Annotated in this window: 20 protein-coding genes; 15 read left to right on the top strand and 5 right to left on the bottom strand. The window is 73.7% G+C overall.

From position 1 onward, the window contains the following. The first annotated feature begins 21 nt into the window (after positions 1–21). Complete coding sequence (locus tag BLU42_RS06665) at positions 22–372, top strand: hypothetical protein (RefSeq protein WP_091073785.1); 351 nt, start codon at positions 22–24, stop codon at positions 370–372. 138 nt (positions 373–510) lie between these two features. Here BLU42_RS06665 and BLU42_RS06660 read toward each other — a convergent pair whose 3' ends face one another. Together BLU42_RS06660 and BLU42_RS06655 are read right to left on the bottom strand one after the other, a co-directional pair. Continuing rightward, positions 511–1,539, bottom strand: coding sequence for an Atu2307/SP_0267 family LLM class monooxygenase (locus BLU42_RS06660; protein WP_091073784.1), 1,029 nt, complete (start codon positions 1,537–1,539; stop codon positions 511–513). Between the two features lie 51 nt (positions 1,540–1,590). Then, entirely contained in the window at positions 1,591–2,517 is a 927-nt protein-coding gene (locus BLU42_RS06655; RefSeq protein WP_091073783.1) for a LysR family transcriptional regulator, read from the bottom strand. 93 nt (positions 2,518–2,610) lie between these two features. Here BLU42_RS06655 and BLU42_RS06650 point away from each other — a divergent pair, with 93 nt between their 5' ends. Further along, positions 2,611–3,750: a TDT family transporter gene (locus tag BLU42_RS06650; RefSeq protein WP_091073782.1), complete on the top strand. Its 1,140-nt coding sequence runs from the start codon at positions 2,611–2,613 to the stop codon at positions 3,748–3,750. 43 nt (positions 3,751–3,793) lie between these two features. Here BLU42_RS06650 and BLU42_RS06645 read toward each other — a convergent pair whose 3' ends face one another. Beyond that, a complete protein-coding gene (locus tag BLU42_RS06645) occupies positions 3,794–5,155 on the bottom strand; it encodes a hypothetical protein (RefSeq protein ID WP_091073781.1) in 1,362 nt (453 codons plus the stop codon). Between the two features lie 479 nt (positions 5,156–5,634). Between BLU42_RS06645 and BLU42_RS06640 the strand changes: the two genes are divergently transcribed. From BLU42_RS06640 to BLU42_RS06630, 3 genes are read left to right on the top strand one after another with little or no spacing between them, the layout of a single operon-like run. Continuing rightward, entirely contained in the window at positions 5,635–7,419 is a 1,785-nt protein-coding gene (locus BLU42_RS06640) for a glycosyltransferase family 2 protein (protein WP_197680646.1), read from the top strand. Next, the gene (locus tag BLU42_RS06635) at positions 7,416–8,153 is read left to right on the top strand and encodes an HlyD family efflux transporter periplasmic adaptor subunit (RefSeq protein WP_091073780.1); all 738 of its coding nucleotides are present in this window, start codon (positions 7,416–7,418) and stop codon (positions 8,151–8,153) included. The genes BLU42_RS06640 and BLU42_RS06635 overlap by 4 nt, the downstream gene beginning before the upstream one ends. A 29-nt stretch (positions 8,154–8,182) precedes the next feature. Further along, the gene (locus tag BLU42_RS06630) at positions 8,183–10,183 is read left to right on the top strand and encodes a glycosyl hydrolase (RefSeq protein ID WP_197680645.1); all 2,001 of its coding nucleotides are present in this window, start codon (positions 8,183–8,185) and stop codon (positions 10,181–10,183) included. Between the two features lie 8 nt (positions 10,184–10,191). Here BLU42_RS06630 and BLU42_RS06625 read toward each other — a convergent pair whose 3' ends face one another. Beyond that, positions 10,192–10,770, bottom strand: a complete 579-nt coding sequence (locus tag BLU42_RS06625) for a TetR/AcrR family transcriptional regulator (RefSeq protein WP_091073778.1) — start codon at positions 10,768–10,770, stop codon at positions 10,192–10,194. 79 nt (positions 10,771–10,849) lie between these two features. On the opposite strand from BLU42_RS06625, the gene BLU42_RS06620 reads away from it, so the two are divergent. From BLU42_RS06620 to BLU42_RS06575, 10 genes are all read left to right on the top strand, one after another. Then, on the top strand, positions 10,850–11,731 hold the full coding sequence (locus BLU42_RS06620) for an SDR family oxidoreductase (RefSeq protein WP_091073777.1): 882 nt from the start codon (positions 10,850–10,852) through the stop codon (positions 11,729–11,731). A 199-nt stretch (positions 11,732–11,930) separates the two neighbouring features. Then, entirely contained in the window at positions 11,931–13,475 is a 1,545-nt protein-coding gene (locus BLU42_RS06615) for a sugar ABC transporter ATP-binding protein (protein ID WP_197680644.1), read from the top strand. Continuing rightward, the gene (locus BLU42_RS06610) at positions 13,472–14,515 is read left to right on the top strand and encodes an ABC transporter permease (RefSeq protein ID WP_091073776.1); all 1,044 of its coding nucleotides are present in this window, start codon (positions 13,472–13,474) and stop codon (positions 14,513–14,515) included. Before BLU42_RS06615 ends, BLU42_RS06610 begins: the two co-directional genes overlap by 4 nt. Before the next feature lie 85 nt (positions 14,516–14,600). Then, positions 14,601–15,608, top strand: a complete 1,008-nt coding sequence (locus BLU42_RS06605) for a sugar ABC transporter substrate-binding protein (RefSeq protein ID WP_091073775.1) — start codon at positions 14,601–14,603, stop codon at positions 15,606–15,608. An 85-nt stretch (positions 15,609–15,693) separates the two neighbouring features. Next, on the top strand, positions 15,694–17,211 hold the full coding sequence (xylB, locus tag BLU42_RS06600; RefSeq protein WP_091073774.1) for a xylulokinase: 1,518 nt from the start codon (positions 15,694–15,696) through the stop codon (positions 17,209–17,211). Further along, positions 17,208–17,948, top strand: a complete 741-nt coding sequence (locus BLU42_RS06595; RefSeq protein ID WP_091073773.1) for a beta/alpha barrel domain-containing protein — start codon at positions 17,208–17,210, stop codon at positions 17,946–17,948. The genes xylB and BLU42_RS06595 overlap by 4 nt, the downstream gene beginning before the upstream one ends. Then, entirely contained in the window at positions 17,945–18,991 is a 1,047-nt protein-coding gene (locus tag BLU42_RS06590) for an NAD(P)-dependent alcohol dehydrogenase (protein ID WP_091073772.1), read from the top strand. Before BLU42_RS06595 ends, BLU42_RS06590 begins: the two co-directional genes overlap by 4 nt. Continuing rightward, positions 18,981–19,559, top strand: coding sequence for an SIS domain-containing protein (locus tag BLU42_RS06585; RefSeq protein WP_157719855.1), 579 nt, complete (start codon positions 18,981–18,983; stop codon positions 19,557–19,559). Before BLU42_RS06590 ends, BLU42_RS06585 begins: the two co-directional genes overlap by 11 nt. Before the next feature lie 91 nt (positions 19,560–19,650). Then, on the top strand, positions 19,651–20,670 hold the full coding sequence (locus tag BLU42_RS06580) for a sugar-binding transcriptional regulator (RefSeq protein ID WP_091073770.1): 1,020 nt from the start codon (positions 19,651–19,653) through the stop codon (positions 20,668–20,670). A 54-nt stretch (positions 20,671–20,724) separates the two neighbouring features. After that, positions 20,725–21,420, top strand: coding sequence for a histidine phosphatase family protein (locus BLU42_RS06575; RefSeq protein ID WP_091073769.1), 696 nt, complete (start codon positions 20,725–20,727; stop codon positions 21,418–21,420). A 51-nt stretch (positions 21,421–21,471) separates the two neighbouring features. On the opposite strand, the gene BLU42_RS06570 is transcribed toward BLU42_RS06575, so the two are convergent. Beyond that, positions 21,472–22,185: a DUF1028 domain-containing protein gene (locus BLU42_RS06570; RefSeq protein ID WP_091073768.1), complete on the bottom strand. Its 714-nt coding sequence runs from the start codon at positions 22,183–22,185 to the stop codon at positions 21,472–21,474. Positions 22,186–22,195: the final 10 nt, after the last annotated feature.

The following is a 22,195-nucleotide window of genomic DNA, read 5'->3' as shown; positions in this document are numbered from 1 at the left end:
ACGTCCCGTGCGGTCCGCGCGATGGTGAGGCTGACCCTCTGCCGCGGCTGCTGCTGCGGCACGACGAAGGCCCGCCCGCACGACGACCACCTCGCTCAGCTCGAGCGGGTGGCCGCGCTGGCCCGGCAGCACGGGGCGTCGCTCCGCCGCTCGGAGTGCCTGGGGCCGTGCGAGGAGGCGAACGTCGTCGTCGTGCAGCCCTCCCCCGCCGCCCGCGTCCTGGGCGCGCGGCCGGTGTGGCTGGGACGGGTCGGGGACGACCAGCTCGAGGCGCTCGGCCGCTGGGTCGAGGCCGGTGGGCCCGGGCGCGACCCGGTTCCGGCGCAGCTGGTCCCGCACGTGATCCCCGGTCAGAGGCGGCGGGCGTCCTAGAGGCGGTCGAGCACGCGGTCCCGGCGTGGCGGACGGCTTCTGCCGAAGGTCAGTGGCTCCACCGATGTTTCGGCCGCGGGCTGGACGGCGACCGGACCGTCCTCCTGGCGGCCGTCGGGCAGGGCGGCCGGGTCGGCCTCAGACGTCGGCGACCAGCGGGGCGACCGCGGTGCCCAGCAGCTCGATGCCGCGCAGCAGGTCGTCGTGGGCCAGCAGCGGGTTCGTCATCTGCAGCGAGAGCCGGTCGACGCCGCCGACCTGCTCGGCGATGCGGCGGATCTTGTCCGCGACGGTCTGCGGGTCGCCCATGAAGAAGGCGCCGTCGGGCCCGGCGGTCGCGTCGAACTGCGGCCGGCTGGGCGGGGCGAAGCCGCGCTCGCGGGACACCGCGGTGAACATCTTGTGCCAGCCGGGGTAGATCGTGTCGGCCGCCGCCTGGGTGCTCTCGCCGACGTAGCCGAAGACGTGCAGCCCGACCTGCAGCTGCTCGGGCGGGTGGCCCGCGTGCGCGCCCGCCCGGCGGTAGAGGTCGATGAGCGGGGCGAACTGGCGCGGCTCGCCGCCGATGATCGCGACCATCAGCGGCAGCCCGAGCAGACCGGCGCGGACGAACGACTGCGGAGTCCCGCCGACGCCGACCCAGATCGGCAGCGGGTCCTGCACCGGGCGCGGGAAGACGCCCTGATCGACCAGCGGCGGCCGGAACTGGCCCGACCACGTCACGGTCTCCTGGTCGCGCAGCTGGAGGAGGAGCTCGAGCTTCTCCTCGAACAGCGCGTCGTAGTCGCCGAGGTTCAGCCCGAAGAGCGGGAACGCCTCGGTGAACGACCCGCGACCGACGACGAGGTCGATCCGGCCGCCGGAGATCAGGTCGAGCGTCGCGAACTGCTGGAAGACGCGGACGGGGTCGTCCGCGCTCAGCACCTTGACCGCGCTGCCGAGGCGGATCTGCTGGGTCCGGGCGGCCGCGGCGGCCAGGATGACCGGCGGCGCGGAGTCGTAGTACTCGCGGCGGTGGTGCTCGCCGATGCCGAAGGAGTGGAGGCCGACGCGGTCGGCCAGCTCGATCTCCTCGAGCAGGTGGGCCATCCGCTCGGCCGGACCGACGACGTGGTCGGTCTTCGGGTCCGTGACCTCCGAGACGAAGCTGTCGACACCGATCCGCATGGACGCCAGCCTCTCACGCGGCCGCGGACGCACCGGCCGAGCGCCCACCGCTCAGGGCGTGCGTGCGACCACGGCCAGGAGGTCACGGACCGGACCGGCCGGCGGTTGCGCCGAACCCACCCAGACCGCGCGTAGCGTGCGGGTGAGCGCCAGGCCGCTCGTTCGCACCTGCACCAGCGCACCCGTCCGCAGGTCGGCCTCGACCGCGCGCCGGCTCAGGAAGGCCGGCGCTCCCCCGGCCCGGACGGTCTCGCGTACACCGGCGGACGTCGACACCTCGACTGCCGCCGGCGCCGCCGTCAGCCCGTGCGCCGCGAGCGCCTGCTCGACCACCTCCCGCGTCCCCGACCCCCGCTCGCGCGAGGTCAGGGCGAGCGCGGCGACCTGGGCCGGGGCGAGCGGCGTACGACGCCGGGCCAGCGGGTCGCCCGGGGCCACCACGAGGACCAGCTCGTCCTGGCCGACCTCGGCCGAGGCCAGCTGCGCGGGCCGCTCCGCCCCCTCGACGAAGCCAAGGTCGGCCTCCCCCGCCGCCACGCCCCGCAGCACGCCGGTCGAGTTCGTCGCCTGCAGGCTCACCGAGGGCGCCGTCCGCCGGGCGGCCTCCTCGGAGCGCCGGAACGCCACGAGCCAGCGCGGCAGGAGGTGCTCGGCGACGGTCATGCTGGCCAGCAGGTGCAGCTCGCGGTCGCGCTCGGCGCGCAGCGCCGTCAGGGACGCGTCGACCTCCTCGGCCACCTGGAGCAGCCGCGAGGCCCACTCGACGACGACCGTGCCGGCCGCGGTGAGCCGCGTCCCGCAGGCGCCGCGCTGCAGCAGCGCCACGCCCACCTGCCGCTCGACGCCGGCCAGACGCTCGGACGCGGCCTGCTGGCTCACCCCCACCGCTCGGGCCGCGGCCCCGATGCTGCCGCAGTGCGAGACCTCCACGAGCAGGGCGAGCGACTCGAGGTCGGGCAGGTGTCCGCTCGGAGCCACAGGGCGACCCTACCCCTGCCCACAGGAGCGGCCTGTGGATGGACAGGAGAGGAGCACCTACCGGGACCTCGCCCGCGGGCCCGGGCTGGAGGCATGGCCCTGACCCTGACCCGCACCGCGCCCGCCAAACCGCCGCTGCGGCGTCGCCGGTTCCTCGCCGACCTCGAGGGGCGTCCGGTCTTCGGCCACGTCACGCCCAACTGGTTCGCCTCGGTCATGGGCACCGGGATCGTGGCCAACGCCGCGGCCACGCTCCCCGTCCGCGTCCCCGGGCTGCTGGACGCAGCCCGCGTCGTGTGGGTGCTGGACGCGCTGCTGCTGGTCGTCGTCGGGGCGGCGACCGCGGCTCACCGGGTGCGGCACCCCGCGGCGGCGCGGGCCCACCTGGCCGACCCGGTCATGGCGCACTTCTACGGTGCGCCGGCGATGGCGCTGCTGACGGTCGGGGCCGGGGCGCTGCTCGTCGGGCAGCCGGTCGTCGGCGCGCACGTGGCCGCCGTCCTCGCCGGGGTGCTCTGGACGGCGGGCACCCTGCTCGGGCTGTGGTCGGCCGTCGCGGTCACGCTGCGCGCCTTCACCCAGCACGAGGTCGGTCCCGCATCGGCCTTCGGCGGCTGGCTGATGCCGGTGGTGCCGCCGATGGTCAGCGCCGCCACCGGTCCGCTGCTGCTCCCCCACCTGCCGGTCGGCGAGGCCCGGACGACCCTGCTCGTGCTCTGCTACGCGATGTTCGGGCTGACCGCGATCGCCAGCCTGGTCGTCATCACCCTGGTCTGGGACCGGCTCGTGCAGCACCACGTGGGCGCCGCGGCCGCCGTGCCGACGCTCTGGATCGTCCTCGGCCCGCTGGGTCAGTCCGTGACCGCGAGCCACAACCTCGGCGCGGCGGCCTCGGAGTTGCTGCCCGCGCCGTACGGGGCTGCGTTCCAGGGCTTCGGCCTCGTCTACGGGCTGCCGGTCTGGGGCTTCGCGATGCTCTGGGCCGCCCTCGCCCTGGCGATCACGGTGCGCACGGCCCGCGCCGGGCTGCCCTTCAGCCTCACCTGGTGGTCGTTCACCTTCCCGGTCGGCACGGTCGTCACCGGCACCTCAGGGCTGGCCGCTGCCACCGGGCTGACCTTGTTCGCCGGGCTTGCGATCGCGTTCTACGTCGCGCTGGTCGCCGCGTGGCTCGTCGTCGCCGCCCGGACGGTCCACGGCACCTACCGCGGCCGGTTGCTACGCGCCGCCTGAGATCGTGCGGGACCGGCGCCGGCACCGGTCCCGCACGGGCGCCTCAGAAGCGGAACGGGTTGAACCGCATGGCCGCGAACAGGTACCAGGCCGTCGCCCCGGTGTGCAGGTTCTGGGAGTAGTCGAAGCCGAAGCCGGTGTCCATCGGCGACGAGGCCGCGACGATCCCGCCGGCGATCCGACGACCGTGGTAGGTCTGCCCGGCGCCGAGCCGGTCCTGCGCCGAGCGGAGCTGGTCCATCAGGGCGCGGGAGCGGTCGCGGTCGTCGGACGAGCCGCGCTGCTGGAGCGCGAGCGCCAGCTGGGCGGTGCCCTCGAACCAGACGGCGGCGTCGTCCGGCTTCGGGTTCCACTCCTTGCCGTCGACGGGCCGGGTGACGTCGGTGCGGAAGGTCCCGCTGCCGAACCCGACGCCGGACACCGCGTACGCGCCTCGCAGCGAGGAGTTCGGGCGCAACGGGGTGTCGGTGGTCGCGACACTCGTCCGGGCCCAGTCGAGGCAGGCGCGGTGGCGCGGCTCCCCGAGCGACAGCGAGGCCCACGTCTGCGCGTCGAGCGGCAGCTGCGTGGGCGTCTTGTTGATGCTCGCGCCGTCGTCGGAACCCGTCCAGAAGTGACCGTCCTCGGCGTTCCAGAGGGCGCGGACGAAGGCCCGCGCGTGCTCGGCGTGCCCGTCCCAGGAGCGGTCCCCGGTCAGGGTCGCGACCAGCCGGAACAGGGCGTAGAGGTCGATGTTGTGCTCGGTCGACTTGTGGTCCTCCAGCCCGGCGGTCTCGCCGAACGTGAAGCCGCCCAGCCCGGTGCTCGACCGGGTGCGCTCGACGACCCAGCGCGCGATGCGTCGCGACCCGGCGAGGTAGGTCGGCCGCTTCGTGCGCCGGGCCAGCTGGGCGAGGGCCAGGCCGGCCCAGGCCATGTCGCCGACCGCGGTGCCGGTGAAGCCGTACTCCCACCCGGCGTTCGGCGTCTGGTCGGCGTTCAGGAGCGCACCGACGTGGTACGCCTGCCGCAGCCGGCCGTCCTTCGCCGGGTCGCGGTCCTGGACCTGCAGCAGGGCGTCACCGATCGCGCGGGCGCGGGTCCAGTCGCCGGCGGCGAGCAGCGCGATGCAGGTGAGCGCGTTGTCGTAGACGAAGCCGATGTCGGACAGCCGGGAGTCGTCGTAGCTCTGGGCCAGGCGCGGGCCCCACGTGGCGGACGCGTCGGTCACGCCCCGCAGGAACGCGAAGGCCGCCGAGGCCGAGCGGCTCCCGGGCGAGGTGCCCCGCGCGAGGCCGGCCGACGTCTGGTCGGCGGCGGCGGGGAGGGCGTTCCCGGCCAGCAGCGGGAGGGCGGCGCCGAGCGCGGCGCCGGTGCCGAGCAGGGCCCGTCGGGTGGTGGTGGGTGGGCCGGTTCGATCGGTCATGGGGCAGTCCTTCGGGGGTCGTCCGCCTTCGGGGGGAGGCGGTCGGAGTTACGCTAGTGATCGAAAGAATCCGTCAGGGCTGATGGGGCTCCTGGTCTCAGCGCCGCCAGGACCTCGGACGGCCGCGCCCTCGTGCGGCGCATCCCGCCAGGCCGAGCGCGTCCGCGGTCTGCGCCTCCGCCCCCTCGCATTTTGACATCGTTGTCGGCAGCCGCCTACCGTGGACGTTCCGCGCCGGTCCCCCGGCGCGCGGTCGCCACCAGGGCGGCCCACCCGAGCACCGGTCCCGTCCCCGAGGGTCTGTGCTCCCCGGCACGCGGCGACCCCCGGCGACGCGTCTCGGCGGCACTGCTGCCGCGTCCACCGTCGCGTTCGAGCTCTGCTACGCCGTGCACCCGTCGACCCCAGCCAGGTCGCGTACCGCCGTGCCGTGCGAGCTCACCCGCGACAACGCCGAAAGACCGAGGGAGCGCTGCCGCATGGCACGACCTGTGCACGACTACGCCCGCGTCGACGAGCTCGACTCGTCGACGCGCCGCGCCGAGACCGCCAACCCCTACCCGCCCGTGCTGATCGTCATCACGATCATCGCGACGCTCGGGATCCTGCGCTACGCCGCCTTCCTGCTCGCGCCGGGCAACCGCGGCAGCCTGCTGCCCTACCTGCTCGTGCTCGTCGCCGAGCTGGTCCTGATCCTGCACGCCCTGCTGTCGGGCTGGACGATCCTGGCCGGGACCCGCGGACCACGCGACTTCCCCTACCACGAAGCGAAGACGCTGCTCTTCGACCGCGACCGCATCGTCGCCGAGGGCCTCGAGGACTACCCGGAGCGGTGGCCGGTCGTGCTCGACGGCCGCGAGCTCAGGATCGACGTCTTCATCCCCGTCTACGGCGAGGACGTCGCGGTGATCCGCCGGACCGCCGTGGCCGCGATGGCGATCCGCGGACGTCACGGCACCTACGTCCTCGACGACGGTCGCTCCGACGAGGTCCGCGCGATGGCGGCCGAGATCGGCTGCGGCTACATCCGCCGGCTCAGCGGCGGCGGGGCCAAGGCGGGCAACATCAATCACGCGCTGTCCCTGGTGTCGTCGGAGTACTTCGCGGTCTTCGACGCCGACTTCGTGCCCCGCCCCGAGTTCCTCGTGGAGACGGTGCCCTTCTTCGTCGACCGGACGGTCGCCTTCGTGCAGACCCCGCAGGCGTACGGGAACCTCCACAACCTGATCTCGCGCGGCGCCGGCTACATGCAGACCGTGTTCTACAAGTTCGTGCAGAGCGGCCGGAACCACTTCAACGCGGCCTTCTGCGTCGGCACCAACGTCATCTACCGCCGCGCGGCCGTCGATGACGTGGGCGGCATCTACACCGACTCCAAGTCCGAGGACGTGTGGACCTCGCTGATGATGCACGAGCGCGGCTGGCGCACGATCTACATCCCGCAGACCCTCGCGGTCGGCGACGCGCCCGAGACGATCGAGGCCTACACCAAGCAGCAGCTGCGCTGGGCGACCGGCGGCTTCGAGATCATGTTCACGCACAACCCGCTGAGCCCGCGTCGCCGGCTGACCATGGACCAGCGGCTGATGTACCTGGTCACGGCGACGCACTACCTGACCGGGATCGCCCCCGGGCTGCTGCTGCTCGTGCCGCCGCTGGAGATCTTCTTCGACCTGCGGCCGGTCAACCTCGACATCTCGATCACGACCTGGGTGATCTACTACGCCGGCTTCTACCTGATGCAGGTCCTGCTCGCCTTCTACACCCTCGGCTCGTTCCGCTGGGAGGTGCTGATGCTCGCCGCGGTGTCGTTCCCGATCTACCTCGCCGCGCTGGTCAACGCCTTCGTCGGCAAGGAGCAGAAGTGGCACGTGACCGGGGGCCGGGGCGGTCGGCCGGAGTCGCCGTTCAGCTTCATCATCCCGCAGGTGTGCGTGTTCGTCTTCCTGGCGCTGACGTCGGTCGTGGCGATCTGGCGCGACGTCGACAACAGCCAGCTCACCCTCGCGACCGGCTGGAACGTGACCAACACGCTCATCCTCGGCGTCTTCATGGTCGTCGCGCTGCGCGAGTCCTGGCGCAACAACCACCCGGCTCCGACCCGCGCGCTCCGCGACACGACCCCGGCCCCGGGCTGGACCCTGCCGGACGCCCCCGCGGAGCCGGCCCTGCAGGCCGACGGCCCGCTCTTCCCTGCCCCGGCCACCCCGGCCACCCCTGGCGTCCTCGTCGGCGCCGGCTCCCAGACGAGGAACCTCGCATGACCTGGACCAACCGTCTCCGCCTGGTCGGCGGCCTGCTCGGCGTGCTCGCGCTCGTCGCCGTGCTGACGATCATCTTCAACCAGCGCCAGACCCAGGCGCAGAGCCTGACCGCCACGATCGGCACCGACGCGTACGACGTCGGCGCCGGCTACGGCGGCACCGTGATCGAGCAGGACGTCCGCGAGAACGACGTGGTCGCCGTCGGCGACCCGCTCTTCACCATGCAGAGCCCGGCCATGGCGGCCGACGTCGCGAACAAGGTCAAGGTCAAGAGCACCGAGGCCTACACCGTCGACACCAAGAAGGGCACCATCACCTACCTGGCCACCGTCCCGGGCCAGGTCGACGAGGTGCGGGCCAAGCTCGGCACCACCCTGACCGGCGGGCAGTCCTTCGCCCGCATCGTCGTCACCGGCTCGCAGTTCGTCCGCGCGCAGTACCTGCTGACGCCGCGCGACTACGAGCGGGTGCAGAAGGGCGCCGAGGTGTCGATCCTGCTGCCGAACAACCAGAAGGTCGACGGCACGGTCAGCACGGTCAAGGTCGCCACCGAGCAGGGCAACGCGGCCGCCGAGATCCGGGTGGACAGCCCGGCGCTCACAGACCCCACGCTCAGCACGCTGACCCGGACGGGCACGCCCGTCGTCGCCACCGTGCGGCTCCGCGACGACGGCCCCCTCGCGGGCGTCAGCGACTCCGCGTTCGCCTTCCTGCGCCAGATCGGCCTGAGCTGAGGTCCCGGGCGCTCCTGGCCGCCGGCGTCGTGCTCGCCCTCGGGCTGGTGGGGTGCTCGCCCGAGCAGCCCACCGGCGGCTCGGGACCGTCGAGCGCCGCTCCCCCGCCGTCGACGACCACGACCGTCCTCGGCGCCGAGCAGGTCGACCCGCTGGTCGCCGGGGTGGTGCACCGCACGGTGAAGCCGCTCCCGGCGAGCCGGCTGGCCGACGGGCTCGTCCCGCCGACGAACCGCTGGTTCTCCGGCCTGGTCTTCGGCGAGCAGCCGCAGCCGGTGTTCCCGCTGCCGCTGTCCTTCGCGCTCACCGGGTCGGGCTTCGCCCTCGGCGAGCCGCGCGTCACCACCACCGCGAAGACGATCGCCGGCGGGCACGTGCCCGACGTCGGCGTCGACGTCGGCGCGGCCTCCGCGGTCGTCACCGCGTACGACACCCTGAGCGTCACGGTCGAGAGCCGCGACGCCCAGGGTGCCGCGCTCGGGCGGACGGTGGTCGCGGAGGGCTCGCCCTTCGTCAGCTACCACGCCGAGCGGGCGCAGCAGGTCCGCACCACGCTGCCCTGGGTCGCGCACGACGGCTACGCCACGGCGGTCGTCGGACCGGTCACCTACGCGCTGGTCCTCACCGACGGCACGCTCGACGGCAGCACCGTCGACCTCGAGGACTCCGGGGTCGCCACCTGGTTCCCCGTCCCGGCCGACGGCTCGGCCGCCGCACTGGCGGGGCTCGCCAAGCACCCGCTGACGGGCGGCTCGCACACCTACCGCCTCGACGGCGACGTGGCCACCACGACGCTGACGTACGCCGCCGAGGGCGACACCGCCTTCGCCCGGCTGCCCCACCAGGCGGCCAACCCGGCCGGGGACCCGCGGTGCGACCTCGGCACCTACCCGAGCATCTACGGCACGCTGAGCGTCTGCGCCGGTCACGAGCTGTCCTGGACCGCACCCGTGACGACGCCGACCAGCGCGCTCGACACCAGCCGGCTCACCGACGCGGAGCGCGCCACGCTCGCCGCGCAGGTGCGCACCGACGTCGCGGAGACCCCGGCCTTCCCGTCCGACACCTACTTCGGCGGCAAGGCCCTCTACCGCGCGTCGATGCTCTACCGGCTGGCCACGCAGGTCGGGGCCGACGACGCGGCGGCGACGATCAAGGCCCGGCTGGTCACGGCGCTCGACCAGTGGACCGAGCCCCAGGGCTGCGCCTCCCGCGCCGCCGTGTGCTTCGTCTACGACGAGCAGGCGCGGGGCATGGTCGGGCTCACCGCGTCCTTCGGCTCCGACGAGTTCAACGACCACCACTTCCACTACGGCTACCTGCTCTTCGCCGCCGGCGTGGTGGCCCAGGACGACCCTGCGCTCGCCCAACGCTGGGCCCCGGTGATGGACCTGCTCGCGGCGGACATCGCGTCCTCCGGCTCCGGGGGCGCCTTCCCCGACCTCCGCGTCTTCGACGTGTACGCGGGCCACTCCTGGGCGTCGGGCACGGCCCCCTTCGCCGACGGCAACAACCAGGAGTCGAGCTCGGAGGCGGTCAACGCCTGGGTGGGGCTGGCCACCTGGGCCCAGGCGAGCGGGGACGAGGCGCTGCGCAGCGAGGCGGTCTGGCTGACCTCGCTGGAGGCGCAGTCGTCGCTGGCCTACTGGAACGACGTCGACACCTCGGCGCAGGCGTACGAGGGCTACGGCCACCGCGTCGTCTCGCTCAACTGGGGCGGCAAGCGGGACTACGGCACCTGGTTCTCCGCGGAGCCGGCGGCGATGCTCGGCATCCTGCTCATCCCGATGAACCCGGCCTCGACCTACCTGGGCAGCGACCCGAGCCGCATCGGGCCGGCGGTCGAGGAGGCGACCGGCGGGTCGTACGCGCAGAAGTTCGGCGACTACCTGCTGATGTACTCCGCGCTCGAGGGCGAGGAGCAGCGCCGGGCCGCGCTGGCCACGGCGACCACCCTCGACCAGCAGTGGGTGGACGACGGCGACAGCCGGGCGTACCTGCTCGCCTGGCTGATGACCCTGAGGCGCTGACCGGCCGGTCAGCGCAGCGTGGCCGTCGCGGCCTGCAGGTCCTCCAGGGCGGCGAGCGCGCAGGCTGCGAGGTCGCGGCCGTCGTCGGCCCCGCCCTCGGACCAGTCGGCGAAGCCCTGCTTGAAGGCGAGCACGCCGAGCTCGGCGGCCACCCGGGCCGTCGGGGCGGCGACGCCGCGCGCGAGCAGCGCCTCGGTCATCGCCGCGGCCATGCCGACGTTCTTGAGGGCGTCGCGCTCCTGCAGCTCGCTGCTGGCCGCCACCGCGGCCCGGATGCGGGGCCCGAGGTCGCGGTTCGCGGGACCCATGGCTCCCGAGGCCCGCTCCAGCCCGGCCGCGACCGCCGCCAGCGGGCTCGTGCCCTCCGGTGCCTCGGCGACGCCCTCGGCCAGCAGGCTGCTGAGCGTCTGCTGCCCTGCGACCAGCAGCTCGCGCTTGTCGGAGAAGTGCCGGAAGAAGGTGCTGCGGGTGAGGCCGGCGCGCTCGGCGATCTGCGCGACCGTCGTGTCGTCGTAGCCCTGCTCGGTGAAGAGGTCGACCGCGGCTACCACGAGGCGCTCCCGTGCGCCCGGCTCCCAACGACCCATGGCCCCAGCCTAGCGACGGGACAGGTGTCGCATCGCGGTGTACGGTGATGGGACATCCGTCTCATCACCAGGAGGAACCATGCACGTCTTCGTCACCGGAGGCACCGGCACCATCGGCTCGGCGGTCGTCGCCGAGCTCCTCGCCCACGACCACACCGTTCTCGCGCTCGCCCGCTCGGACGCCTCCGCGGCCACGCTCGGGGCCGCCGGGGCCGAGGTCCTGCGCGGCGACCTGTCCGACGTCGACCTGCTCCGACGGGGCGCCGGCTCCGCCGATGGCGTGGTGAGCCTCGCCTTCGGGCGCGACTACGGCGACCCGGCGGCGATCGCGCGCTCGATCGCCGAGGAGGGCCTCGCCGTCCGCGCTCTGGGCGAGCAGCTCGTCGAGTCTGACCGCCCTCTGGTCGTGGTCTCCGGCACGCCGTGGATCCCGGGTCGGCTGTCCACCGAGGCCGACCCCCTCCCCACGGGCGAGGGCCTGGGCGAGCGCGGGGCCACCGTCGAGGCGGCGCTGGCCCTGGCCGACCGCGGCGTCCGCAGCAGCGCCGTCCGCATGCCGCGCACGGTCCACGCCGACGGGCAGGGCGGGTTCGCGGGGCTGCTGACCGACCTGGCCCGGCGCACCGGCGTCTCGGCCTACCCCGGCGACGGCACCCAGCGCTGGCCCGCCGTCCACGCGGCCGACGCCGCGTCGCTGTTCCGGATCGCGCTCGAGTCGGCCCCGGCGGGCACGGCGTGGCACGCCGTCGGCGACGAGGGCGACGCGGTGCGCGACATCGCCGCGGTGATCGGGCGTCGCCTGGGGCTGCCGGTCGAGGCCCGGCCCGTGGAGCACTTCGGACCGTTCGGCCCGATCTTCGCCATGGACCAGCCCTCCTCGAGCGCGCACACGCAGCAGGCGCTGGGCTGGCGGCCGACGCACCCCGGGCAGCTCGAGGACCTGGAGCTCGTCCAGCCCTGAGGCCCCCGGCGGGCTCCTCGCCACGGCCCTCGCCTCGAAACCCCTTGTGCTCACCTGAGCGTCACGCGTTTGACACATGAGGCGGTCGTCGGGCTAACGTGCACGTCCTGCTCACCTGAGACGCTCGTACGTCTCATGTGAGGAAGAGAGCACGCTCGTCGACGAGAGGCAGCCCGATGACGGTCCTGGAGCCGCGGCAGTGACCGCCGAGACGGTGGAGAGTCCGCGCGACGCCCGGCCGGCCGAAACCCTCCTCTCGGTCCGGGGTGTCTCGAAGTCCTTCCCCGGGGTGAAGGCCCTCGACGACGTCACGTTCGACGTGCGACCCGGCACCGTGCACGCCCTGTGCGGCGAGAACGGTGCCGGGAAGTCGACGCTGATGAAGATCGTCAACGGCATCTACTCCCCCGACGCCGGCACGATCACCGTCCGCGGCGAGGAGGTGCGCGTCCGAAACCCCATCGAGGCCCGGGCGAACGGCATCGCGATGATCGCCCAGGAGCTCAACTACGTCCCCGCGATGACCATCGCGGAGAGCTTCTTCATCGGGCGCCTGCCCACCCGCCTCGGACGCGTCGACTGGGGCCACATCCGTCGCGAGGCCCGCCGGATCCTGGCGGCCGAGGGCCTCGGCCTCGACGTCAACCGCCGCCTCGGCACGCTGACCGTCTCCGAGATCCAGACCCTCGAGATCGCCCGCGCCGTCTACCACAGCGCCGACGTGCTGGTGATGGACGAGCCGACCTCCGCGATCGCCCACCGCGAGGTCGAGGCGCTGTTCGCCAAGATCCGCGCGCTCGTCGCCGAGGGCCGCTCGGTCGTCTACATCTCGCACAAGATGGACGAGGTCTTCGCGCTCGCCGACGACATCAGCGTGCTGCGCGACGGCGCCGTGGTCAGCTCCCGGGCGGCGAGCGCCACCAGCCCCGCCCAGGTGATCGCCGAGATGGTCGGGCGCGACCTCGACCACCAGTCGTACCCCAAGGAGCAGGTCGAGATCGGCGAGACGGTCTTCCGCGCGAGCGGGCTGTCGACCGAGCGGATGTTCGCCGACATCGACCTCGAGGTCCGCGCCGGCGAGATCGTCGGGCTGGCCGGTCTCATCGGCGCCGGCCGCAGCGAGGTCGTCCGCGCCGTCTTCGGGCTCGACCCGCTCGACGCCGGCCGGGTCGAGGTCGACGGCCGGCCCGTCGAGCTCGGCGACCCGCGCAAGGCGATCGCCGCCGGCATCGCCATGCTGTCGGAGGACCGCCGCCTGGTCGGCATCGTCCCCGAGCTGAGCATCAAGAAGAACGCGGTGCTCGCCAGCCTCGACAAGGTCGTGCACGGCGGCTACGCCCACGCCCGCGAGGAGCAGGCGCTCGTCGACGAGTACTTCACCAAGATGAACGTGAAGGCGCCGAGCACCGAGACCAAGATCGCCGCGCTCAGCGGCGGCAACCAGCAGAAGGTGCTGCTCGCCCGCTGGCTCATCGCCGACCCGAAGGTGCTGCTGCTCGACGAGCCGACCCGCGGCATCGACGTCGGCGCCAAGTACGAGATCTACAAGATCATGACCGACCTCGCGAAGCAGGGACGGGCGATCTTGATGATCAGCTCCGAGCTGCCCGAGCTCATCGGGATGTGCGACCGCATCTACGTGATGTCGGCCGGCCGGCTCACCGCCGAGCTCACGCCCGACGAGTACTCCCAGGAAACCATCCTCAAGCACGCCATGAACGAGATCGAGGGGCCACGACCATGACGTCAGCGCGGAGGTCGTTCGACCTGAGCCGCTACTCCATCTTCATCATCCTGCTGGTCGTGCTGATCGCCTCCAGCCTGCTGAGCGAGAACTTCCTCAGCTCGGACAACCTCTTCAACGTGCTGCGCCAGACGGCCGTGATCACGATCCTCGCCTACGGCGCGATGACGCTGATCATCGGCGGCATGATCGACCTGTCGGCCGGTGCGGTGATGGCCTTCGCGGGCGTCGCGTCGGTGATCGCGTACAAGAGCAGCGGCAACCTGCTGCTCGCGGTCCTGGTGGGCGTGGCGATCGGCGTCGCCTGCAACTTGGTCAACGCCTTCCTGGTCGCGACGCTGCGCACCCCCGCCTTCATCGTCACGCTCGGCATGATGCTGATGGCCCGCGGTGCGGTCCTGCAGCTGACCCAGGGCCAGAACGTGCTCCAGCTCGGCGACTTCATCCTCATCGGCCAGGGCAACCTCGGCGGGCTGCTGCCGATCCCGGTGCTCGTGCTCCTCGTCGTCACCGCGGTCGTCTGGTACCTGATGAACCAGACCCGCTACGGCCGCGCGGTCTACGCCGTGGGCGGCAACGAGGAGGCGGCCCGGGCGGCCGGCATCGCCGTGGAACGGACCAAGTACCAGGCCTTCCTGGTCAACGGCGTCCTCGTCGGGCTGGCCGGCGTGATCTTCATGTCCCGCGTCAACGCCGGGCTGCCCAACGCCGGCATCGGCTACGAGCTGCAGGCCATCACCGCCCCGATCATCGGCGGCACGAGCTTCTCCGGCGGCGTCGGCGGCGTCTTCGGCACCCTCGCCGGCGCGCTGATCGTCGGCGTGCTCGGCAACATCATGAACCTGATCGGCATCGGCTCCTACGTCCAGCAGATCGTCATGGGCCTGATCATCGTCGTCGCCGTGGCGTACGACGTCTTCAGCAAGCGCGGCAAGGCGCGGACGACGATCCTCCGCTCCGAGCCCAGGGGCGAGGCGGGCCCGCCGCCGAGCGGGGCGTCCGAGCAGCCTCGCGCCGCCGCGGGGCAGCGCTCCTCCTGAGCCGCGGCCCGTCCGTCCCGCACCGTCTCCCCCTCCCCGTAGCCGCTCCGTCCGCCCGAACCGCACCCACACCGAAGAAGGACCGATGAAGACCCTCTCCCGCAGGATGTTCACCGCCGGCGTCGCCGCCGTCGCCTCGCTCGGCCTCGCCGCCTGCAGCGTCACGACCGGCAACCCCGGCTCAGGCGGCAGCACCGAGCCCCGTGAGCCGAAGGACTCCTACCGCGTGGCGTACGTCGCCCGCGCGCAGGCCGACTCCTTCGCCGCGTGGCTGGCCAACGAGATGAAGGCCGAGGCCACCAAGTACCCGAAGATCACCCTCGAGGTCTTCGACGGCCAGGCCGACGACGAGGTCGAGAACCGGCTGATCGAGAACGCCGTCGCGAACAAGTTCGACGCGATCATCGTCCAGGCCAACAACGGCGAGGCCCAGAAGCCGTACATCCAGCAGAGCGCCGACGCGGGCATCGTGACGATCACGACGAACCCGCGGGTCGAGGGCATCAACGGCGCCAGCTCGGTCGACGCCAACCCGTACGACCAGGGCGCGGTCGTGGCCAAGGACGCCCTCGAGGGCATCGACCAGGGGGCCAACGTCGTCGTGCTCAACGGCCCGCCCGGGAACTTCCACAGCACCCAGCGGCGCGAGGCGTGGCAGAAGGAGTTCTTCGAGAAGCGGTCCGACGTCACGATCGTCGCCGAGGACACCGCGAACTGGAACAAGGACGAGGCCCTCTCGCTGATGGAGGACTGGTCGCTGGCCAACCCCGACGTCGACGCCATCGTCTCGATGAACGACAACATGGCCTCCGGCGCGCTCGAGGCGGTCAAGGGCAAGTCCGGCTTCGGCGACATCCAGGCCTACGGCGTCGACGGCACCCCCGAGGCCACCCTGCTGGTCCAGGAGGGCACGATGACCGCGACCTCGCTGCAGAACGCGCAGGAGCTGGCCCAGCTCAACCTGAAGGCGGTCAACGACCTGCTCGAGGGCAACCAGACGACCATCGACACCAACATCGGCAACCCGCTGATCAGCAAGGACAACGCCGACGAGTACGTCGACCTCTACAAGAAGGCCGGCCTGATCAAGTAGCCGCAGGCGGCGTCCCGGGTCCGTCGAGGACGGCCCGGGACGTGCCACGGGTGGGTCGGGTCGACGGCGAGCGGGAGGAGCACCGATGAGCAGCACCGAGCAGGGCCTGGTCGCGGGCGTCGACTCCTCGACGCAGTCGTGCAAGGTCGAGCTGCGCCGGCTCTCCGACGGTGTCGTCGTCGCGTCGGGCTCCGCCCCGCACCCGCCCGCCTCGCCGCCGCGCAGCGAGCAGCACCCGGAGGACTGGTGGACGGCCCTCGTCGCCGCCTTCTCCCAGGCCGTCCGCGCCGCCGGCGACCAGGCCCGCCACCTGCGCGCGGTCAGCGTCGCGGCGCAGTGCCACGGGCTCGTCGTCCTCGACGCGCACGACACGGTCGTGCGGCCGGCCAAGCTCTGGAACGACACGACCTCCACGCCTGAGCTCCTCGCGCTGCGGGCGCAGATCGGCGACGCGGCGCTCGTCGAGCGGACGGGTTCGCTGCCCACGGCGGCCTTCACGCTGAGCAAGGTGGCCTGGCTCGCCCGCCACGAGCCCGAGGCCTTCGCCCGCGTGCGGCGGATGCTCCTCCCCCACGACTACCTGACCTTCCGGCTGACGGGGCGGGCCGTCACCGACCGCTCCGAGGCCTCCGGCACCGCCTACTACGACGCGGCGCAGGGCACCTACCTCCTCGACCACCTGCGTCTGGTCGCCGACCGCGACTGGGCGCCGATGCTGCCCGAGGTGCTCGGCCCCGACGACGTCGCCGGCGAGGTCCTGCCCGCCGTGCTCGCCGAGCTCGGGCTGCCCGGGACCGTCGGTCCGGTGCGGGTCGGTCCCGGCGGCGGCGACCAGCACGCCACGGCGCTCGGCCTCGGCATCGTCGAGGGCGACGTCGTCTACTCCTTCGGCACCTCCGGCGTGGTCATGGCGCTGAGCCCGACGCCCGTGCGCGACCCCGAGGGCCACGTCGACGGGGTCGCCGACCTGACCGGCGGCTACCTGCCGCTCGTCAGCACGCTCAACGCCGCCCGGACGACCGACACCTTCGCGCGGCTGCTGGGCACGACCCACGACGGGCTGTCCGACCTCGCCCTCGCCGCCGACCCCGCGAGCCCCGGCCCCGTGCTGGCCGCGTACCTCGACGGCGAGCGCACCCCGAACCGCCCGGACGCCTCCGGCCTGCTCTCCGGGCTCACGACCGCCACCACCCGCGAGGAGCTGGCGCGGGCGGCGTACGAGGGCGTGGTCTTCGGGCTGCACGCCGGCCAGCGCCACCTTGAGCGGGTCGGCGTGCCCACCGGCGGCCGGGTCCTGGCCGTGGGCGGCGGTGCGCGCTCCCGCGCCTACACCCAGCTGCTGGCCGACGTCACCCAGCGTCCCGTGCTGCACCCCGACGCTCCCGAGTCCACCGCGCGCGGCGCCGCGGTCCAGGCCGCGGCCGTCGCCCTCGGCGAGCCCGTCACCGTGCTCCGCGACCGCTGGGCGCCGGCCACGCGCCCGGCCGCCGAGCCGAGGGCCGCCCGCGACGGGGCCTGGCGCCGCTACGAGGCCACCGCCGCCGTCACGGCACTCGACGGGCTCGACGGGCTCGACGGCACCGACGGGCCCGGGCACCGGTGAGCGTCGTCCTGCAGCCCTGGCACCGCGACCTCGGATCGCACGCCGTCAGCGGCAGCTTGTACGCCGTCGACCCTGGCGAGCGGCTGGAGGCGGCGCGGCTGCTCCACGAGGCCGGCTGCCGGGTGCACGTCGACGTCATCGTCGGCCCCGGGGGCCACCAGGGCGTGACCTGGGCCGAGCTGTACGCGGTCCGCGCGCTCCTGCCGGAGGCTCGCCTCGACCTGCACCTGATCGTGCTCCACGACGGCCCGGACCCCGACGCACCGCTCGCGGTGCGGGCCGGGCACGACCTCGCGCTCGCGACGCTCGCCACCGCCGCGCCGCAGATCGCCGCGCAGCGTCCCGCCCTCGACGCCCTGCGCCGGACCGGCGTCCGCCTGCTCGAGGAGGTCGCACCCACCCTCGCCGGACCCCGGGAGCCCCTCGCCGGGCTGGACGGCGCTCTTCTGATGCTCGTGCCGCCCGGGACGCGGCAGGCCGCCGACGCGTCGCTGGTGGGCAAGGTGGAGACTCTCGCCCGGACGCTGCCGGTCGCGGTCGACGGAGGGGTCACCCCGGAGCTCGCGCACCGGTGCCGCCGCGGCGGCGCCGAGTTCGTGGTCTCGGGGCGGAGCCTGCTCTCCCACGCGCCCTCGACCGCCGCGCCCACCGCACCGCCCCGCACGACCGGCACCACCCCCGACCGCACCACTTCCGACCGCTCCACAGTCAGCACCACCGAAAGGCGAACCGCATGACCGTCACCGACATCCCGCTCCAGATGACCGCCAGCGTCCTCACCGGCGCCAAGGCCCTCAAGGTCGAGCAGGTCCCCGTCCCGGCGTACGCGTCCGACGAGGTCCTCATCAAGATCAGCGCCGTGGGCGTCTGCGGGTCCGACACGCACTACTACCGCCACGGCGAGGCCGGCGGCTTCGTCGTCAAGGAGCCGATGATCCTGGGCCACGAGTGCTCCGGCGTCATCGTCGCCGTCGGCTCCGACGTGCCGGAGTCCCGCATCGGCGAGCGCGTGGCCATCGAGCCGCAGCGCAACTGCCGCCGCTGCCGCGAGTGCATGGCCGGGCGCTACAACCTCTGCCCGTACATGGAGTTCTACGCCACCCCGCCGATCGACGGCTCCTTCGCCGAGTACGCCGTCATCCGCACCGAGTTCGCCCACAAGGTCCCCGACTCGATGTCGGACGAGGCGGCGGCGCTCCTCGAGCCGCTGTCGGTGGCCATCACCACCATGCGCAAGGCCGGCATCGTGCCCGGCTCGAGCATCCTCATCGCCGGCGCGGGCCCGATCGGCATCATCTGCGCGCAGACGGCGAAGGCCTTCGGCGCGGCGGAGATCATCGTCACCGACCTCGTTCCCGAGCGTCGGGAGCGGGCCCTGCGCTACGGCGCGACGCGGGTCATCGACCCCGTCGAGACCGACGTCGCGACCGCCGGCCTCGACGTCAACGCGTTCGTCGACGCCAGCGGCGCGGCCCGGGCCGTCTACTCCGGCATCCAGGCCGTCCGCCCCGCCGGCACCGCCGTCCTCGTCGGGCTCGGCTCGTCGGAGATGGTGCTGCCGGTCGAGCACATCCAGAACCGGGAGGTGAGCGTCACCGGCATCTTCCGCTACACCGACACGTGGCCGGCCGCGATCCACCTCGTCTCCACCGGCCAGATCGAGCTCGACTCGCTGGTCACGGGCAAGTTCGACCTCGACCACGCCGGCGAGGCGCTCGAGTCCGACCTCAACCCGGAGAGCCTGAAGTCGATCGTCTACCCGCGCGCGGGTGGCAAGTAGCGTGACCGCCGCCCCGGAGAGCCCGTCCGCGGGTCCCCGGGGCGGCACCCCGCTGGCGGTGGTCGCGGCCGAGGTCGCCCAGGTCCTCGAGCAGGTGCGACCGCCGGACCTGGACGAGGCGGCCGCGTTCCTCGGCGAGCGCGGCGGCCGCTGGTTCTTCACCGGCCAGGGCCGCTCGGGCCTGGTGGCCCGCATGGCCGCCATGCGGGTCGGGCACCTGGGCCGGGCCGTGCACGCCGTCGGCGAGGCGACCGCGCCGGCGGTCGGTCCCGGCGACCACCTCGTGGCGCTGTCGGCCTCGGGCCGTACGCCGCTCACCCTGCACCTCGCCGGGGTCGCGGTCGAGCAGGGTGCCGACCTGCTGGTCGTGACCGCCGACGCCACCAGCCCGCTCGCCGCTCTCGCGCACCGACGCCTGCTCCTGCCCACCGCCGCGAGCACGCAGTTCGGGGGGTCGCTGTTCGAGCAGTGCGCGCTCCTCGTCCTCGACGCCGTCGCGCTGCGGCTCTCGGGCGCCGACCCGGAGGTGCACGCCGCGATGCAGGCCCGTCACGCCAACCTGCAGTGACGCCGACGTGCAGTGACGCCGGCCCGCCGTGACCCCGTCGACCCCCGGATATGCTCGCGGCCGTCCCCGGCCCGAGGAGACAGGACCCGCGATGTCGGCTGACCCGACCACCCCGCCGACCGCCCCGCTGGCCACGCAGCCCACCCGGTCGGCCACGCAGCTCGCCGTGGCCATCGCCCGCGCCTACTACCTCGAGGGGCTCAGCAAGGTCGAGATCGCCAAGCTGCACGACCTGTCGCGCTTCAAGGTGGCGCGGATCCTCGAGGACTCGCTGGCCAGCGGCCTGGTCCGCATCGAGATCGCCGACGTCGGCTCCAGCGACGCCGAGCTGGCCGAGCAGCTGCGGCAGCGCTACCACCTGCACCGGGCCGTCGTGGTGAACGGACCCTTCCGCGACCCCGACGCCCTGCGGCCGGCGCTCGGGCGGGCCGCCGCCGACCTGCTCGCCGAGCTCGTCACCGCCGACGACGTCCTGGGGGTGGCCTGGGGCCGCACCCTGTCCGCCATGGCCGACCAGGTGCGTGATCTGCCCGCCTGCGAGATCGTCCAGCTCACCGGGATCGCCGGGTCGGTCGCCACGAACAACGCCGACCTGGTGCGCCAGCTGCTGTCCGCCTCGCACGGCGCGCACTACCCGCTCTACGCCCCGCTCGTCGTCCCGGACGCCCAGACCGCCGCCGGCCTCGCCCGGCAGCCCTCGATCAAGGCGACGATGGCGCAGTGGAAGCGCGTCAGCGTCGCCGTCGTCGCGGTGGGCAGCTGGGACGCCGACGGCTCGCAGCTCTACCCGGTCCTCGAGCCGCGCGACCACACCGCGCTGCGCCGCCAGACCGTGGCCGCGGAGATGTGCGCGATGCTCTACGACCCCGAGGGGCGACCGCTCGCCACCGCCCTCGACCAGCGCCGCATCGGCATCTCCCACCACGAGCTGATGCGGGTGCCGGAGGTCGTCGCGGTCGCCGGCGGCCCCGCGAAGGCCACGGCGCTGCGCAGCGTCCTGCGCGGCCGGGCGGTCACCTCCGTCGTGACCGACGCCGACGTGGCGCGCGAGCTGCTGACCGGCGACGCGGAGCTGCTGCCGCCCGTCCGACGGCGCGCCCGCCGCTCCTGACTCCTGCACCCTGCCCGGCATCACCCCGGCACCGCCCGACGACGAGGAACCCCTGTGCGCCTGCTCCTGCTCCGCCACGGCCAGACGACCGCGAACGTGCGCGGCGCGCTCGACACCGCCTTCCCCGGCCACCCGCTCACCGACCTCGGCCGGGCGCAGGCCGCGGCCGTGCCCGCGGCGCTCGCCGACGAGGACGTCGCCGCCGTCTACTGCTCCAACCTGACGCGCACCCGGCGTACGGCCGAGCCTCTGCGGGCCGAGCGGGGGCTCTCTGTCGGCGTCCGTCCGGGGCTGGCCGAGGTGCGCGCGGGCGACCTCGAGATGCGCGACGACGAGGCGGCCGTCCGCGGCTACGTCGAGTGCCTCGTCGCCTGGATGAGCGGTGACCTCGACCGGGCGATGCCGGGCGGGGAGGACGGCCACCACTTCTGGGCGCGCTACGACGGCGCGCTCGACGACATCGCCACCCGGCACCCCGACGAGACGGTGGCCGTGGTCAGCCACGGCGCGGCGATCAGGGTCTGGACCGCGATCTCCACGCGGATGTCGCGCGACGAGGCGGAGGCCGCGCAGATCTCCAACACCGGGCTGGCGGTGCTCGAGCGCCGGGCCGGGCGCTGGAAGCTGGAGCGCTGGTCGTCCGACCCGGTCGGCGGCGCCCACCTCCTGGACACCGCCGCGCGCGACGTCACCGGGGACGCGGTCGACGACGTCGAGGACGAGACCTCCGGCGCGCCGACCGCCCGCTGAGGTCCGTCTCCCGACGGCTCCCCAGCGGGTCGACAGCGAGCGGCGCGGCGGTCAGCGGGTCGTCGGGCTCCCCTGCTCGAGCCACTGCTCGGGCGTGACGTCCGGATGGTCGAGCCAGTAGTCGGCGTAGTAGTCGACGAAGGGCGAGAAGGCGTCGAACACCCGCCGCAGCTCCGGCACGGCGTCGCCGCCCACCGGAGCCACGTCGACCCGCAGGTCCAGCAGCGGGCGCGGAGAGTTCGGGCCCGCCACGACGATCGTCGAGGACAGGTGCGTCACGCCCTCGCCGCCGGCGGCGAAGCCGGCCTCGACCGCGGCCAGCAACCGCTCGGCGAAGGCGTCACCGGAACCCGCACCCGCACCCGCCTCGAACCGCTCCGCCATGGCGTCCAGCACGCCGTGGCCGACGAGCAGGTTGCCCAGGACGGCGAAGCCGTCACCGACCCGGTGGGCGGCGTACGAGCCGCAGCTCGGGCCGGTGTGCGCCGCCACCGCGCCGTCGGGCGTCACGATCCCGATCTGACGATGGCCGAAGTGCGCGTCCGTCGTCTCCAACGCCCGCAGCACCGCGTCCGGCTCCAGCCCGCTCCCGACCAGGTCGAGGGCCCGCCGCCCGTGGCGCCAGTCGCTGTGGCTCTGCGACGCCACGGCCGCGACCCGCGAGCGGACGTGGGTGCAGCGGCTCGCCACCCCCATCGCGCTCGTGCCCTGGCACAGCCCGACGGTGCCGCTCGCCGGGTCGGCCGCCACGATCGTGTAGGTCACCGGTCGCCCC

This window comes from Microlunatus sagamiharensis, assembly GCF_900105785.1.
Taxonomy (GTDB): domain Bacteria; phylum Actinomycetota; class Actinomycetes; order Propionibacteriales; family Propionibacteriaceae; genus Microlunatus; species Microlunatus sagamiharensis.
Note: the sequence above shows the minus strand (reverse complement) of the source record. Positions and strands in the feature narration are given on the sequence as shown.